12 protein-coding genes are annotated in these 15912 nt (G+C 44.5%); 7 read left to right on the forward strand and 5 right to left on the reverse strand.

Annotated elements, in window-relative coordinates:
- Nucleotides 1-65: 65 nt before the first annotated feature.
- Entirely contained in the window at nt 66-2066 is a 2001-nt protein-coding gene (locus QTO00_RS03060; RefSeq protein WP_331422874.1) for a diguanylate cyclase domain-containing protein, read from the reverse strand.
- A gap of 183 nt (nt 2067-2249) precedes the next feature.
- On the opposite strand from QTO00_RS03060, the gene QTO00_RS03065 reads away from it, so the two are divergent.
- The 3 genes from QTO00_RS03065 to QTO00_RS03075 are packed head-to-tail and all read left to right on the forward strand — an operon-like array spanning nt 2250 to nt 4638.
- Nucleotides 2250-3002 (forward strand): 5-oxoprolinase subunit PxpA, encoded by a 753-nt coding sequence (locus tag QTO00_RS03065; protein WP_331422875.1) that lies wholly within the window; start codon nt 2250-2252, stop codon nt 3000-3002.
- Nucleotides 3002-3709 (forward strand): 5-oxoprolinase subunit B family protein, encoded by a 708-nt coding sequence (locus tag QTO00_RS03070; RefSeq protein ID WP_331422876.1) that lies wholly within the window; start codon nt 3002-3004, stop codon nt 3707-3709. Before QTO00_RS03065 ends, QTO00_RS03070 begins: the two co-directional genes overlap by 1 nt.
- Nucleotides 3706-4638, forward strand: coding sequence for a biotin-dependent carboxyltransferase family protein (locus QTO00_RS03075; protein WP_331422877.1), 933 nt, complete (start codon nt 3706-3708; stop codon nt 4636-4638). The genes QTO00_RS03070 and QTO00_RS03075 overlap by 4 nt, the downstream gene beginning before the upstream one ends.
- A 16-nt stretch (nt 4639-4654) precedes the next feature.
- Here the strand turns inward: QTO00_RS03075 and QTO00_RS03080 are convergent, their stop codons facing one another.
- From QTO00_RS03080 to QTO00_RS03090, 3 genes are all read right to left on the reverse strand, one after another.
- Nucleotides 4655-6097 carry an FAD-dependent oxidoreductase gene (locus QTO00_RS03080; protein WP_443088892.1) on the reverse strand — a complete coding sequence of 481 codons (1443 nt, stop codon included), beginning with the start codon at nt 6095-6097 and terminating at the stop codon, nt 4655-4657.
- A gap of 286 nt (nt 6098-6383) precedes the next feature.
- Nucleotides 6384-8825, reverse strand: coding sequence for an ABC transporter permease (locus tag QTO00_RS03085; protein WP_331422887.1), 2442 nt, complete (start codon nt 8823-8825; stop codon nt 6384-6386).
- 2 nt (nt 8826-8827) lie between these two features.
- The gene (locus QTO00_RS03090; RefSeq protein WP_331422880.1) at nt 8828-9499 is read right to left on the reverse strand and encodes an ABC transporter ATP-binding protein; all 672 of its coding nucleotides are present in this window, start codon (nt 9497-9499) and stop codon (nt 8828-8830) included.
- Between QTO00_RS03090 and tesA the strand changes: the two genes are divergently transcribed.
- The 4 genes from tesA to QTO00_RS03110 all read left to right on the forward strand — a co-directional run bounded on the left by tesA (nt 9498) and on the right by QTO00_RS03110 (nt 15232).
- On the forward strand, nt 9498-10097 hold the full coding sequence (gene tesA, locus QTO00_RS03095) for a multifunctional acyl-CoA thioesterase I/protease I/lysophospholipase L1 (RefSeq protein WP_331422882.1): 600 nt from the start codon (nt 9498-9500) through the stop codon (nt 10095-10097). The genes QTO00_RS03090 and tesA overlap by 2 nt on opposite strands.
- A gap of 76 nt (nt 10098-10173) precedes the next feature.
- Nucleotides 10174-11364, forward strand: coding sequence for an enoyl-ACP reductase FabV (fabV, locus tag QTO00_RS03100; RefSeq protein WP_331422883.1), 1191 nt, complete (start codon nt 10174-10176; stop codon nt 11362-11364).
- A gap of 215 nt (nt 11365-11579) precedes the next feature.
- Nucleotides 11580-13502: a sensor domain-containing phosphodiesterase gene (locus QTO00_RS03105; RefSeq protein ID WP_331422884.1), complete on the forward strand. Its 1923-nt coding sequence runs from the start codon at nt 11580-11582 to the stop codon at nt 13500-13502.
- Nucleotides 13503-13576: 74 nt separating this feature from the next.
- Nucleotides 13577-15232 (forward strand): ABC-ATPase domain-containing protein, encoded by a 1656-nt coding sequence (locus QTO00_RS03110; protein WP_331422885.1) that lies wholly within the window; start codon nt 13577-13579, stop codon nt 15230-15232.
- Nucleotides 15233-15278: 46 nt separating this feature from the next.
- On the opposite strand, the gene QTO00_RS03115 is transcribed toward QTO00_RS03110, so the two are convergent.
- Complete coding sequence (locus QTO00_RS03115) at nt 15279-15893, reverse strand: DNA-J related domain-containing protein (protein ID WP_331422888.1); 615 nt, start codon at nt 15891-15893, stop codon at nt 15279-15281.
- Nucleotides 15894-15912 lie beyond the last annotated feature (19 nt).

The raw sequence follows: 15912 nt of genomic DNA on the forward strand, positions 1-15912 counted from the left end.
TTATCCTAAATCAACTAGGTGCAAATACAAGCTCTCGGCTAGCTAAGAATGGGAAAATTCTCATTTTAGATAACCACCCTCCCTTTACCACTTGTTTTCGCTCTGTACATCGCGGTGTCAGCACTCTTTAACAAGGTTTCAGAATCCGTCTCTTCCTCTGCTGCGTAATGGATCCCAATACTCGCACTAACCTTCATTGTTTTGCCACGATAGTTGATTGGTTTCTCAATACTTTTAATCGCTGATTGAGCAAATACCTCGGCTACTTCTGCGTCGACCTCACTCAAGACTACAACGAACTCATCACCAGACAAGCGCGCTACAATATCTGACTTTTCAACATCTGCTAATAACCGGCTCGCAACCTTTTTCAAAACGGCATCCCCCGCATCATGTCCATAGGTATCATTCACTACCTTGAAGCCATCTAGGTCGATATACAAGAGCGCAATACCTTGATTCTCAGTTCGGTTTACTTTTAGTAGCTCATCAAGCTGCCTGTAGAGTTCGGTTCGATTTGCAAGGCCGGTTAAAGAATCATGATGCGCTAAGTACTCTAATCTCTCCATTTCTTTGTCGCTCGACAAATCTGAGAGTAGGTAAACAAAGTCAAATTGATCTTCTTTTTCACTGCTAGCAATACGCGTGACTTTTACAAACAAAGGGACCTTCTTGTGCCCCAGTTTGTGGGTTTCCCACACTTCACCTTGCCACTGGCCGTGACTTATTACACTCTCCTTGATGGTCGGCATCAGTGACCTAAAGTGTTGCCAGTCGAAGATCTGCTCTGGTCTTTTGCCAAGTAAAGCCTCCTGAGAATGACCAAGTAGAGTTGAAACCGCCGGGTTAACCATTGTGATGATATCGGATTGATTGGTGACGATTAAGCCATCTTGACTATTCTCAAATACGCCAGCAGCCAGTCGTTGTCGTCTTTGAGCGGTTTCAGATTCAGTAATGTCTTGTATCGCAAACAACACCTGTCCGCCTTTACTGAGCAGGCTAGTGTTTATTTTAAGGATCTGATACTCACCGAAAATATCTTTGACCCATACACGTTTGTCGACCTGTTCGATGCGTTGTTTGAGTAAACAATCAAGGAAGGTTTCAGCTTCATCACCGAGCATTTCGCTAATATGCGTACCTTTAATGTATGCAGGTGTACGCCGAAATACATCACAAGCAGCAGCATTAAAGTGAATGATATGTCCACGGCTATTCACTACGACTAATGCGTGCGTAACCGCTTCTACTACCTCATTAACAAATGAGGTTTCCTGGGCCAACTGGTCTAAGGTGAGGTTAACCTGAGTGTCTCGCTGTTTTAATCGTTCTAGCATGGTGTTAAATGCTTCAAACAAACCGCCAATTTCATCCTCGGCTCTATGAGTAACATTGAAAGGCTGTTTTCCACTATCAATATAGGACCAGATCGCATTACACAAACGATAAACGGGTTGAACGATGTACATTTCGACAACCAAATAAAGAAACAGTGCAGCGCAAGCTAACAACAACAGGTTTTGTGCGCTTTTTGATAGTGCATCTAAATACAGGGCGCGTAAAGATTGTTTCGACAGTGTAATGCGCAACGAAGCTATTTTGTCCTCGCCACTTTTTACTGGGATGAGCAAGAATATATGTTGCTCACTATTCGAATAGCCTTGGGTTAATAGTTCAGTTCGTTCTACTTCACTCGGAACTGGAGCGATGACTCCAGTTTGCTCATACATGGCAAACAATTGTCCATCTGTGGTGTAGAGTTTCACACGAACGACGTCATCATCTGCAGAAAATGCATTAAGCACTTTGTTTGCAGTATGCGTATCCCCGGTTAACACAACATTTTGTAAGCCATGCGCTACGCCTGTTGCCAATACTCCAGCACGATCGATTAAATTGTTTGTTTGCGTGCTGTGACTTTGAAGCAGCAAATACCCCTGGGATATGACGAAAACAATCCCGGTGAACACCACAATCGGCACGATCAGTTTGCTCTTCAACGACAGCTGGCTAAACGCGATCAAATTACCTCCACCACTACGTTGATTTATACCAACTTTCATGCAGTATAAATCAAGCAACACATATACGTTTTTACTATATATACGATAGTCAATAAGGCTTGCGGCGACGTTATCAAATTAACGACTTTCTAGTTATTAATAGCCAAATAATGAGTTTGATCACTGTTTGTTTGTGCCATTTGAAACATCTTACTAGAGGATTAAATAGAGGATATTTTGCTAATGGAAAAACGTTCAATCAGTCTCAATTGTGATATGGGCGAAAGTTTTGGTATTTGGACGTTAGGCAATGATAAAGCGGTTATGCCCAATATTCACATGGCTAATATCGCCTGTGGTTTCCACGCTTCAGATCCTCAAGTTATGGATAAAACCATCAGACTTGCCATTCAGTATGACGTAAAAATCGGGGCGCATCCTGGCTATCCTGATCTGCAAGGATTTGGTAGGCGAAGCATTACACTTGCACCAGAAGAAATCACCAACATACTGATTTACCAAGTTGGCGCGCTTAAAGGACTATGCGATAACCACAATGTCGCCTTGAGTTACGTTAAGCCTCATGGTGCACTTTACAATGATATGATCAAAGATCTGGCTATATTCGATGCCGTTGTTGATGCCGCAGCCTGTTTTAACCTTCCAGTGATGACTCTCTCAGTCGCAAACACACAGCCCTATCTTGATGTTGCTGATCGTTATGACGTGCCACTGCTGTTCGAAGCATTTGCTGACAGAAGCTATCAAAGTAATGGCATGCTTGCTCCCCGTGGAGTTGAAAACGCAGTGTTAACGGATCAAGAAGAGATCCTCAACCAAGTTTTGCAAATCGCACGCTATGGAAAGGTTCGAACGCTTGATGGTTATTCTATCCCAATTGAAGCTGACACGCTCTGTGTCCACGGAGACAACCAACAAGGTGTTTTACTCATCGAACAGATTAGATCCCTTCTCGATAAGGAGAATTTAACTTAATGATAATTGAGACCTCTATCGACCCTGTTGCTGAGTGTTCGATACTGATCCGCTTTCACAGCGAGCCCAACGACCATCTTTCATGGGTAATTGGTGAGATTAGCCATTATCTGAGTAATCAGCTTGGGGCATGGGTAATGAATGTCACTCCATCTTTTGACTCCATTTTAGTTGACTATCTACCCCATAGAATTTCGATCTTTGAGTTCGTCCCCTACTTAGAAAAACTCGTTACTCAGGCGTTACTTAATATGCCAGAGTCGCATCAGTCTAACATTATTGAGTTGCCAGTCTATTACGACCTTTCTGTTGGTCCTGACTTGCAAACCTATTTAGATAACGGTCTCACCTATGATCAGATAGTCGGCGCGCATGTTGGTGTCGAATACACGGTTGGGGCGATTGGTTTCTCTGCGGGGTTTGCTTTTTTAACTGACGTTGACCCTCAACTTCGTCAACCACGTAAAGTCACACCAAGAGTCTCGGTACCAAAAGGGAGCGTCGCTATCGCCAATAATCAAACAGCCATCTATCCCACTGAGACTCCGGGAGGATGGAATGTGATTGGTAACTGCCCGATAGACCTTTATCATCCGGACAGCAATCAAATATTGCCGTTTAGCATCGGGACCCGAGTACGATTTACACAAATCGACTTAGACCAATTCAAGTCACTCGGCGGTACGGTTTCGGAGGGTTGGCAATGACACTTGAAAACTATATTGAAGTGATTAAACCTGGGCAACAAACCTTAATTCAAGACTTTGGTCGCTTCGGGCTCGCTCACTATGGTATCGCTCAGGGCGGTCCCGTTGATGATTACGCCTACAGTTGGGCTAACCATTTACTTGGCAATACGATTAATATGCCTACGTTAGAGATAACGTTAGGACAAGCAGAATTTCTAATTCACCATTCATGTGAAATGGCCATAGCAGGGGGGGATCTTAACGCAAAACTCGATGGTATCCCCCTCGATAACTGGTCAACATTTCGTGCTATGAAAGGTCAAACTTTAACGTTTGGTTTGCCCCGCAACGGCTTGCGCGCTTACTTAGCGATTAAAACAGGCTTTATTGTTTCACCACAACTAGGTAGTGTCGCAACCGTAGAACGAGACCAACTTGGTGGGTTGGCGCAAGGTCAAACACTACAACAAGGTGATATGTTAGCTTTCAGCCAGCACTCTATTTCAGCAAAACCTGTGCAAATGACATTTCGTTACAAGCCTGACTATGATTTACCACTCGAGCTGCGAGTTATCGAGGGTTACCAAGTTAACGATTTTACAAGAGATGCAGTTGACTCACTCTACTCTCAACGCTTTACTGTCAGCCAATTGGTCAACCGCATGGGCTACCGACTCGCTAGTGGAAAGGTAAAACCACCACAAAAAGAATATTTAAGTGAAGGTATTGCTTTAGGCTCTATTCAAGTTACGCCAAACGGAGAGCCCATCATACTACTTAACGATAGACAAACCATTGGCGGGTATCCAAAAATCGGTTGTGTCGCCAGGATAGATTTACCCCGATTGGCGCAAGCAAAACCGGGGCAAAAAGTGCGATTTGTACGTGGAGACCTACTCGGCCTACAAGATGTCTGGGGGCAATGGGCACGCTACTTTGGTTACTAAGACACTAATTTCTTACCTAAATAACGCCGTAGTACTCGGCCAGTTGCTCGGGATAGTTCCTAACCTTCGCAAGCTCACGGGCCTTAGTTTCTACTTGATTAGCGCTAAGGCTCATCGAAACCGGATGAATAGACTCTATACTTTCATTTGCGTAGTCATGTAGCTTCCATTCACGTACGAGCTTGATCGCCGCTTCTAACGCTGATGAGCCTTTTACAACTTCTACTCGCGCATAATGTGGCCCTTCAAAAGTCACATCTGCCGCTCTAAGCGTATCATCTCGACCTGGGATCTGCTGAGCGCCAAACAGCGGCGTGCCAAATTCGAGCGCAGATTGATAGCCAGGAACGAACTTGGCCATATGAGCAATCGCCTTTTTGCTTCGCTCAGATATTGCCTCACTATCCCAACCCAATTTAATTTTGCGTTTTAGCCGGTTAGGTAAATGGGGTTGAGACGAGGATTCTGTTGATGCAACCAAACCATCCTCAAACAAGGTGATTTCTTTGGTCATGCCATGAAGTTGAAACACTCCATCCGGATACGGCGTCAATTGCGCCATGCCATTAGGCGTTCCACGCGGGCCGTGAAAAATCACCTCAGGCCAAGACTCATTACAATCGTCCCATTTAGTTACGTAGGCAGCTTTGAACTCCACTAAACGCTCGCGTGGCTTTTGTGCGAGATCATCAATGGTACCGGTTTCATAACCGCAGGCATTGATCAAGTAGTCAAAATCAAGAACATGTGAAATTTGACCGTCAGTGAAGCACTCGACTTGCCAGCCATTGGTTCGCTCTTCTACGGCAATAACTTGGGTGTTCGTTAATAAGGTACAGTTTGGGATTGATTCCAATACTAACGTTGCTGAAGCAGCGATACGAAATACACTCCAACCATGCTCCTCTACCCCTACTACCGGAAATTTAAGATTATCTAAATCGGTATTTTTGGCAAATGGAATCATCCATTCATCCATAGTAATCGGCTGAGTTGGTTGCTCAAGTAGTTTTAATGCCTCGAGATCTTCGCGACTATAGAACTTATAGTAGTCGCTAGGTTCACCCAGTACTTTATTCGCTGGATCTTGTTCAACGAGCTCCTCATAACAGGATTGAATCGTGATCAAACGTTCATAGAGTTCTTCTGGACTTCCTCCATCACTGTAGGGCACAGCGATCACCGTTGGTCTACGGTTTATGGTCTGTGGATAAAGCCGCGCAGAATCAATCGATTGTTTTAATAACTCTATACACTGTTCAGTCGAAATTTCCCTGTATAAATTTCCACCAGCATGCAAGTGGCATATCGGTGGGCCACTAATTAAACTAGAATTTTTCTCGATAAGATGAACGTTGAGACCTAGCTCTGCCATATGGACGGCAGCTGTAGCACCCGCAATGCCTCCACCAATTATCGCGATTTTTGGAGCAGTATGTATTTGCATAGTTGATTGCATTTCTGCGACTAATTCATTCATTCTTGGCGCATTTTACTGTTTATGTTGACCGAATAAAATCACAAATTTTGCAAGGAGAATTTATGACATTTCTACGAAAAAAAATAAAAAAACTTCTTGACTCGAAAATACTAAACCTCGAAATAATCAGATTTGTGAATAACAAACCTTTGTCGGGCTACGCATGGTCGGGCCTGCGAGAACTATCAAGTTATCTACAGGCCAAGTTATCCCAAACTTTATCCACCGTTTTTGTGGATAAGTGAACAAGTTAGCCTACCAAAATTTAGCTAAACGCTTTATTAATAGGGGTTAGAAGACGCTTAATCAAACTGTTTACAACTAAACCAAGTGTGATAAACGTACCTATGGGTAACAACACCCACAATTGCCAATGAAGTTGTGGATCAAGCTCGAAGCCTAAGACCATAATAGCGCCAACCACTAGTTCAGCACCTATAATGGCAATCAATCCAGCGACAATTGCCATCAAGCCATATTCTGCCCATATCGTTCTTTCTACACGCTTCTTACTTGCTCCTAAAGTGCGATATAGCTGAATCTCTTCCTGACGTTGGCCTAAACTTAGTCTTAGTAAAGTAAAAATCAACAGCAACCCTGACACAACACCTATCGCAGCAAGTAGTGTTATCGACCATACGATTTGACCGAGTAACTGCTGTATCTTTTCTCCCATGACGCGTATATCCATTAAGCTTACGGTTGGGTGCTCGCGTGAAAGTTTGTTTAGCAATGAGTCGTGTCTCTGTTCGACCCTGAAGCTAATCAAATAAGTAGCTGAAATGTCACGAAGCACATCTGGGGTAAAGATAAAGTAGAAGTTCGGTTTCATATCGCGCCATTCAACCGCGCGAATAGTATTTACTTTTGCGCTTACCTCAACACTGTTAATAATGAATTTAAGTTCGTCACCGATGTTAATTGCCAAATCCTGTGCAATGTCAGCCTCTACAGAAACACCACCCTGCTCTGTCCAAGTCCCGGATACCAACTCATTGTGCGCCGGAATGCCTTCAGCAAAGGTAAAGTTAATTTCTCTGCGCAATGCATCACTCCCCTCATCACCTTTTGCTCTTTGCTTAGCATCATGACCATTAACACTGACTAAACGGCCACGAATGATTGGATAAGCTTCTGAACGTTCAATACCGGCACTGTCTAATACGCCCAAATAGGCATCTTTCTCGTAAGGAGCGATATTTAATGCAAATGCGTTAGGAGCATTCTCGGGTAATGTGCGCTGCCAATCGGTCAACAGATCTGTCCTTACTAACCACATAACTGACAACAGCATTAGCGACAATGCGAGAGCGCCAAATTGAATACCGGTCGCAAGTGGTGAACGATTTATCCGGCTCAGTGCCAATTTCATCGCTGCGCCCAAGGGGGCTTTACCAATAAAACGGGTTAATACCACGCTCGCTATCGCAAGGACTGCAAACAGTGCAACGATTCCGCCTAACACAATCCAAACTAACAGGTTATCGTGATAGGTAATCAACATTGGCACAATTGGTACAAGTACTAAGGCATAAGGTGCTTTAGTACTATCGGTTTGCGCTTGAGGCTGCATCACGTTCACTGCGCTAACATTGGTAAGCCCTAAAAAAGGAATACCGAGCGCTGGAACCGCAATTAGCAAGCTGGTCGTTAACGCAATCAAGATTGGCTTAACGCCATAGCTCGGCAATGGGTTTGGCAATAACTCCCCCAAGGGTATTCGCAGTAAATATTCCAGAACAACACCAAAAGAGACACCAAGAATCGCGGCAGAAAGTAGAAGTATTGTCACCTGAATTAAAAGCCAGCGTGTAATCCAAACTTTACTTGCTCCCAAGCTCTTGAGCATTGCGATAGTTCTACGCCTTGATGCCACATAGTGCTGACAAGTGAGCACCAGTGTCGTCGCTGCCATGATTACGACTATCGCGACGGTTAACGATAAATATTGTTGCGTACGCTGAAAGACTTCGTTGGTCCGACTAGCGCTGTTCTGATCACGCCACCTGTCACTTGGTGTCACTTCAATGCTATCTTTGAGCTTTTCAATATCGCTTGCATCACCGTTGATAAACTTACTAAATCGGACTCTACTGCCGAGCTGAACTGCACCAGTTTTATCGACGTCGTTGATATGGATATAAGCCGAGGGCATCTGTTGGAATGGATTAAAACTTAGCCCAGGTTCTTCTACAATACGGCCGGTTACGACAAAATCTGCATCACCTATGGTGACGGCGTCACCAACGGATACCGCTAGCTGAGAAAAAATACGTTCATCTAACCATAATTCACCGGGCTTGACCTGGGCTGATGTTTGCTGGTCATCAGATAGAATCAACTCACCTTGCAGTGGGTATAGACTATCCACTCCTTTCACCGTGATCAGTTTCATGCTGCTGTCACTGAAAGCCATGGTTCGAAAACGGGTTTGGCTTGATACTATCAGATCGTTGTTTTTAGCCAGAACATCGAACTGGCCATCTATTGGGTTCGAAGAAACAAACACTGAATCCGCTGTTAGAGCCTGTTTGCCCTGCTTAACAACAACTTGTTCCATCCTCTGCGCCAGCGCTGTTAGGGCAAATATACAAGCAATGATCATTATCATCGCAATACTAACTGGCCATAGTTGACCTTGCCTTATTTCGCTCGCACTCCACTTAATTAAACGTCTATTCAAAGACGAGGTAGCTGAATTCGACATCATCAGTTCTCCAACTTACCTGCTTTCATTTTCAGTGTTCGATCACAACGCTCTGCGAGTTTCGAGTCATGGGTGACCAACACTAGCGTCGTTCCATGCTCTTTATTAAGTGAAAATAGCAGTTCTACCACGTTAGCAGCCGTCTGCTGATCTAGATTACCTGTTGGCTCATCCGCAAATAGAATTTTTGGTTGGATCATAAACGCACGGGCTAGCGCTACACGCTGCTGCTCACCACCAGACAATTGAGCAGGAGAATGATGAATACGGTGGCCCAATCCAACCGATTCAAGCAGCGCAATGGCTCTCTCTGTGTTCTCTGGCTCACCTTTTAATAAACAAGGTAAAGTCACGTTATCAAGGGCAGACAAACTTGGAATCAATAGGAAGCTCTGGAATACAAACCCAACCGATTCGCTTCGAATTGCGGCACGTTCCTCATCAGATAAGCTTTGGAGTGGTTTGCTGAGCAGTTCTATTTCTCCCGCAGTAGGGACATCTAAGCCTGCTAAAATAGTCATCAAGGTCGACTTACCCGCCCCAGAAGTACCAACAATCGCGACACGCTCACCTTCTTTGATGTCTAGATTTACATCATCAAGGATTGTTAATTGCTCTTGATTGGTAGAGACTACTTTGGACAATGATTGCGCTTTAATTACGGATGTTTGCATGTTTCGACTACTTTCCCTTGTTATTCTTTGTTTAGTATTTAATCCTGCCTACAGCAAAACCTTATTGATCTTAGGCGATAGCTTGAGTGCAGGCTATCGAATGCCAATTGAGCAAGCTTGGCCTTCTCTTCTTACGGATGACTTAGCTAAAAACGGTCAACAAGTCACTGTGATCAATGCCAGTATTTCCGGAGATACCACAGGTAACGGTCTATCGCGCCTTCCAAGTTTGTTGGAACAGCACAAGCCTGACTCTGTATTAATCGAGTTAGGGGCCAACGATGGCCTGCGTGGATTTCCAACCAATATCGTGCAAAACAACCTGACTAAGATGGTTGAGCTCATCCGCGATTCAGACGCAACACCAATATTAATGCAAATTCATATTCTTCCTAACTATGGTAAACGCTACACCGAAGCTTTTGCTGCTGTCTACCCTCAAGTATCTAAATCTCTTAATGTTCCACTGATGCCCTTCTTCTTAGAGGGAGTAATTATTAAACCAGAATGGATGATGGACGATGGCTTACATCCAAAACCAGCTGCGCAACCATGGATCTCTCATTTCGTTGCTAACGAGTTAATAAATCACCTCTAATTGCTTTAGCTCAATAAACTTTACATAGCTTTACGCTAGCGTGAATTAACGCTAAATGCATTCGCAAGGAGTATGTATGATTATTGAGCCTATCATTGATGGGGTCGTCGCACGCAGCGCACATCCACTTGGCTGTGAACAAGCGATAGTCAAGCAAATAGAGTACGTGAAATCAGTTAACCCGATCAAACAGGGTCCAAAACGCGTACTCATTATTGGCGGCTCATCTGGGTTGGGATTAGCGTCGCGCATTGCACTTACTTTTGGTGGTGCGCAAGCAGACACTATTTGCGTCTCGTTTGAAAAATCCCCGTCAGAAAAAGGGGTAGGTACAGCAGGTTTCTATAACAACTACTATTTCCAAAAATATGCACAACAAGAAGGACGTATCGCTGTAAACATCTATGGCGATGCTTTTTCGCAAACAGTAAAAGATGAAGTCGTTGAAGCGGTTGAAACCTACTTTGAAGGTGAAGTCGATCTTGTGGTCTACAGCCTAGCCAGTGGAGTTAGACCCAATTACCAAACTGGCGAACTCTGGCGCTCAGCAATCAAACCTATTGATGAGGCGGTATCTGGTGCAACGTTAATTTTGGAAAACGACCGCTGGCAGCATACTTCACTCCCTCCTGCAACAGAACAAGAGGCCGAGTCAACGCTTAAAGTCATGGGTGGTGAAGATTGGGAAGCATGGATTGACACGCTGATCAATTCAGAATCCATTGCACACGGCTGCCAAACCATCGCGTTCTCATATGTTGGGCCAGAGTGTACTCACGCAATTTATCTAGACGGAACCTTGGGCCGCGCCAAAATTGATTTGCACCAAACCAGTCACTCACTGAATCTTCGTTTAGCCAACTACGGCGGCGGTGCTTACGCTACGGTATGTAAGGCGCTAGTCACGAAAGCAAGTGTGTTTATACCTGCCCTTAGCCCTTACATCATTGCACTGTACAAAGTAATGAAAGAGGAAGGGACACATGAAGGCTGTATTGAACAGATGCAACGCCTATTCTCATCCAAGTTGTATGGTACGCAAAAGGTCCCTGTCGACTGTGAAAGATTGATTCGAATGGACGATTGGGAACTGAGTGAAAAGACGCAAGCAAGAGTGTCTGAGATACTTAAACAGATCGACGAGTCGAACTTTAAGCAGCTTGGCGATTACGACGGATTCAAACGGGAATTTCTCAATTTAAATGGTTTTGGCTTTGAAAACATTGATTACAGTCAAGATGTTGATACTGATACATTCATCAATTGAAGCCATTGTTTAAAAAGACATCTCACTATTGAGACAAGCACATAGACTAAGCCTTAAACGTATGTTTAAGGCTTTTTTTTACTGTTGTTATATAGCATCCTAACTCTCAACTTTGCGTCAAACCTCGAATCTTGGTTTCAATGACTACATCTATGACTATATTTAAAGAGAGCAAGGAATGCTCCGATTGGTACATAAGCCTACAAGGACTCAGTATGTCTAAGTTGAATACAGGAACCATAGCTATTCCTGATGACATCAGCGGGAGTTGGCAGAACATCGTCAACCTGCTTGCTGAGATCGTCAATGTTCCTGCTGCGCTGATAATGAGAGTTCATAAAGAACACATCGAGGTTTTTTCAGCGAACAACAACCACAAGCACCCATACAAAGTCGGTGATAGTGAGACTCTAGGCCAAGGTCTATATTGTGAAACTGTGGTTAATGAAAATCGAAATCTGATCGTCCCAAACGCTTCAATCGATCCACAATGGGCAAGCAATCCTGATATAAAGTTTGGTCTCTTGGCCTACTGCGGTTTACCAGTACGTTGGCCGAACGGCGATATGTTCGGCACAATATGCGTGCTCGACGACAGGGAAAACCCATTCATTGATACATACCAACAACTGCTTGTCTCCTTCCGAGACTCGATCGAAGCTCAACTTAAGACCTTGTTCCAAAATCAACACCTTCAGCAGATGAACATCGAACTCGAGTCTCGTGTTAACACGCGCACTCAAGATCTGGTAGACCTTAACTACTCATTAAATTTGGAGATCGACAAGCGCCGCGAAGCGGAGCGCAAAGTGCGCTATCAGCAATTACACGACTTAGGAACCGGTTTTTTAAATCGCAATGCGCTTGAAGTAGAAACCCAACAACTGCTCGATACTCTGCCACTTGAAGCGCATTTAGAATCACATGCGAAAGTAATTTTGTTGCACATCGGCTTCGCTAATGGTCGCCGTATTCAAGCCAAATATGGCCACGGTGCATGGGAACTTGTCCTTAAGCAGTTTCGCGAACGTCTAACCCTGCATTCAAAACTGGGCGTGCTTACCGCTCGCCCATCGTCGACTGATCTTGCTTTTGTGCTGCGCACTTCTCATTGTGAAGACGACGTCAATAATCTATGTCGAGAGTTAGTCGATGTCAGCCAAACAGAGTTCGTCGTCGAAGGCGAGCACCTTCACTTACATAGTTACATTGGCGTTGCGACTTCCGATGATTCAGAGTCAGCAAAATCACTGATTAAATACGCAGTAGAAGCAATGCAATCCTGTAAAGATTCAGGTCATAAATTTAGCTTCTATTCCCAAGACATCTCAGATACACAGACGAACATTAACCAGCTTGAAAGTTACTTGTTACAAGCAGTACGTAATGATGACCTACTGCTCTACTTCCAGCCTAAGGTTGCACCACAAACGCATCGCTGGGTTGGTGCCGAAGCTCTTCTGCGTTGGCGCCATCCAATTCTTGGTGACATATCCAATGAAACCCTGATTCACTTAGCTGAACAGAATGGTTTGATATTCGAAGTGGGAAGTTTCGTTTTACGGTCAGCCATTCAAAAAGCCGCCGAATGGTCGAATCATGTCACGGATTTTAAAATCAGTGTCAATGTCTCTGCGGTTCAACTGCAAAGCCCTCAGTTCGTCGACCAAGTACAAGACCTTCTTGCCGCATATCAACTGCCCGCTCACTATTTAGAGCTAGAGGTGACGGAAAGTGGATTGATAGCCAACGAAGTAGTCGCGCGCAATACTTTAGTTAGCCTTAGCAAGCTCGGTATTACTTTATCGCTCGATGATTTTGGTACTGGGTATGCTTCATTTAACTACCTGAAGAAATTTCCTTTCGATGCGATTAAGATCGACAAGAGCTTTATTCATCAGCTTTCTCACAGCACTGAAGACAAAGAGATCGTCCGCTCGATTATCTCAATCGCCAAGCGTTTGAGCCTAGAAGTGACAGTTGAAGGTGTCGAAAATGAAGAGCAAGAGTCGTTTATTCTCGCCGAAGAGTGCGATATCGGCCAGGGCTACCTATACGGAAAACCTATGCCTTACGATGAATTTGAAGGTCACTTACTGAGCCAAAACAACATTTCACCTAGATACTCATACTCTTAACCGAGTATCGCTTTACTCCCAGACGAGTGATTTCTATAATCCTCGTCTTTCGCCAAGCCACGATAGAGTTCAATATGGACCAACTAACCGCCGCCCTAAAAAAAATTGAAAAGCAAAACTACCACGCCTACCAAAAGATTAAGGGCCAGTACGATTTTGGCGACTACACATTCCATGTTGACTATGTTCAAGGCGATCCTTACGCCTCTGCTTCTCGTGTTCGAGCCGTTCGTCCTTGGTCAGTCACTCATTTGGGGTGGTTACGTGATAAATCTGCCGCCTACCAGATTGCTGCGCGAGATTTTATTGCCCGAGATTTCGCACAGCGCACCAAACAGGAAAGCAGCATTAGCATAGCTCTTACTGGCCAAGCAGTACTCGATAACACTGCGGTACTGTTTACAGAGCATGGTATTGAATTGAGATTCCGAGTGAAATTACCCGCTGAAGGTCGTTCTGTGCTGGGTAAAAAGGCCGATAATCTGCTTACTTTCCATCTGCCCAAATACATACGTAACGTTACCCTAGAGCGTGAGATCGATAAACAGGCATTGATTGAGCACTGTGAAGCGGTTGAAGACCAAGTTGCATTGAGATCTCAACTTGATGAGAATGGGTTGCTCGCATTTGTTGGTAATGGGTCTGTATTGCCCCGCATCTCGGGTAATTGTGACTTACCCATGAAAGAGGCGGTTGAGTTTAACTGCCCTGAATCACTCCAAGTAACCCTAACCGCACCGAATCGTGGTCAAGTAACCGGCATGGGCATTCGCAAAGGTATCACATTGATTGTCGGCGGTGGATTTCATGGCAAATCGACATTACTCAATGCAATTGAACGCTCGATTTACGACCATATTCCAGGTGATGGCCGCGAGCTTATCGTCACTAACCAACAAGCGATGAAGATCAAAGCTGAAGATGGTCGTTGTATTCATTCGCTCAATCTATCTAACTATATCAACCATTTACCAATGGGCCGTGATACTGCAGACTTTTCAACCCAAGACGCATCAGGGTCTACGTCCCAAGCTGCTTGGCTACAAGAGTCAATTGAGTCAGGCGCTACAGGTATTTTAATTGATGAAGACACCTCAGCGACAAACTTCATGATCCGCGATGAGCGTATGCAAGCACTGGTCAGTAAAGGACAAGAGCCAATCACTCCCCTTGTCGATCGTATTGGTCAACTAAATAAGCAGCTGGATATCTCTACTGTTATTGTCATGGGTGGTTCTGGTGACTACCTAGATGTTGCGGATACCGTGATTCAAATGCATGACTACCAGCCAGTGGATGTGACCGAGAAAGCTCAACAGGTTGTTGCTCAGTACCCAAGCCAACGTGAAAATGAATCTGAAGCGTCACTTGAAGAATTTCGCCCGCGTTCACTCAACTGTGGTGCATTACAAAAAATACTCACTGAAGGTAAGTTTAGGATCGCCGCAAAAGGGAGAGATTCGCTCCGCTTTGGCAAGGAATACACTGACTTGAGCGCACTAGAACAAATTGAATCAAACAACGAGCTCAACGCGATTGGCTGGGTTTGGTTCCAACTTGCTCAGCAACCAGGCTGGTCAAAGCTTCCAGCCAAAGATGTAGAAAGTTATCTCAGTGACAGTTGGAGCGACAAAATGCCCAACCAAGGTGACTTAGCTAAGCCCCGAGTACTAGACGTACTTGCCGCGCTTAATCGCATGCGCAAGTCTCAGTTCAAGCCTACCCATTGAGAGACTAGTTAAAAAACACGGACTCGGCTAGCACGCCGAGTTCGAATTAGTTGCGCAGAACGTTCCAAGCCTCACACAAGACTCTAAATTTGTCGCTATTACCATTGTCCCTATCAGGGTGCCACTTAAGCGCCAGTTTTCGCCAGGTTTTACGTATCTCCGGCTGAGTAGCATCGTGAGGAAGTTCGAACAAACTCAGTGCTCTAGCTCGGTCCATGTCTTTGCCATTCGTGCTACCCACCGAGTGGCGATATCTAGTCCAAAACTCATTGAGTAGCCGTTTTACTTCTCCCTCTTCTGCTTCGTAGTTCTTCCAATGGATATAGTAATCTCGAAGAGGATCATCCGGATCGACTTCATGCCCAGCAACTCGGTGAGCGGGCATCAAAATAATGTCCATAGCTTGGACTTGGAGCCAGTTATCAGGATAAAGCGTCTCTTGTAACTGGTATAACGCATTCATGATTAGAAAGTTACGCTTAAACAAGTCTTTCTCAACTGAATCATCCAATAGAGGTATATAGCCTAGCTCATCTAAATGTGACGCTAACGTATGTACCTTCCAACCACTTGGTTGTTTTCTAAGCACCTCTAGAATCGGCCAAACTAGTGGGTTTTCCATGTACTGCTGGAACTGTGCGGTAAGCTGATTTTCTTGCATAAACGATGTGTTCTCCTTC

The organism is Vibrio sp. M260118, assembly GCF_036533755.1.
In the GTDB taxonomy this organism is placed as follows: Bacteria; Pseudomonadota; Gammaproteobacteria; order Enterobacterales; family Vibrionaceae; genus Vibrio.

What these genes read in the sequence shown, in the direction of transcription:
- QTO00_RS03060 (WP_331422874.1), bottom strand. Translation starts at nt 2,066, where the DNA reads ATGAAAGTTGGTATAAATCAACGTAGTGGTGGAGGTAATTTGATCGCG.
- QTO00_RS03065 (WP_331422875.1), top strand. Translation starts at nt 2,250, where the DNA reads ATGGAAAAACGTTCAATCAGTCTCAATTGTGATATGGGCGAAAGTTTT.
- QTO00_RS03070 (WP_331422876.1), top strand. Translation starts at nt 3,002, where the DNA reads ATGATAATTGAGACCTCTATCGACCCTGTTGCTGAGTGTTCGATACTG.
- QTO00_RS03075 (WP_331422877.1), top strand. Translation starts at nt 3,706, where the DNA reads ATGACACTTGAAAACTATATTGAAGTGATTAAACCTGGGCAACAAACC.
- QTO00_RS03080 (WP_443088892.1), bottom strand. Translation starts at nt 6,097, where the DNA reads ATGCAATCAACTATGCAAATACATACTGCTCCAAAAATCGCGATAATT.
- QTO00_RS03085 (WP_331422887.1), bottom strand. Translation starts at nt 8,825, where the DNA reads ATGTCGAATTCAGCTACCTCGTCTTTGAATAGACGTTTAATTAAGTGG.
- tesA (WP_331422882.1), top strand. Translation starts at nt 9,498, where the DNA reads ATGTTTCGACTACTTTCCCTTGTTATTCTTTGTTTAGTATTTAATCCT.
- QTO00_RS03090 (WP_331422880.1), bottom strand. Translation starts at nt 9,499, where the DNA reads ATGCAAACATCCGTAATTAAAGCGCAATCATTGTCCAAAGTAGTCTCT.
- fabV (WP_331422883.1), top strand. Translation starts at nt 10,174, where the DNA reads ATGATTATTGAGCCTATCATTGATGGGGTCGTCGCACGCAGCGCACAT.
- QTO00_RS03105 (WP_331422884.1), top strand. Translation starts at nt 11,580, where the DNA reads ATGTCTAAGTTGAATACAGGAACCATAGCTATTCCTGATGACATCAGC.
- QTO00_RS03110 (WP_331422885.1), top strand. Translation starts at nt 13,577, where the DNA reads ATGGACCAACTAACCGCCGCCCTAAAAAAAATTGAAAAGCAAAACTAC.
- QTO00_RS03115 (WP_331422888.1), bottom strand. Translation starts at nt 15,893, where the DNA reads ATGCAAGAAAATCAGCTTACCGCACAGTTCCAGCAGTACATGGAAAAC.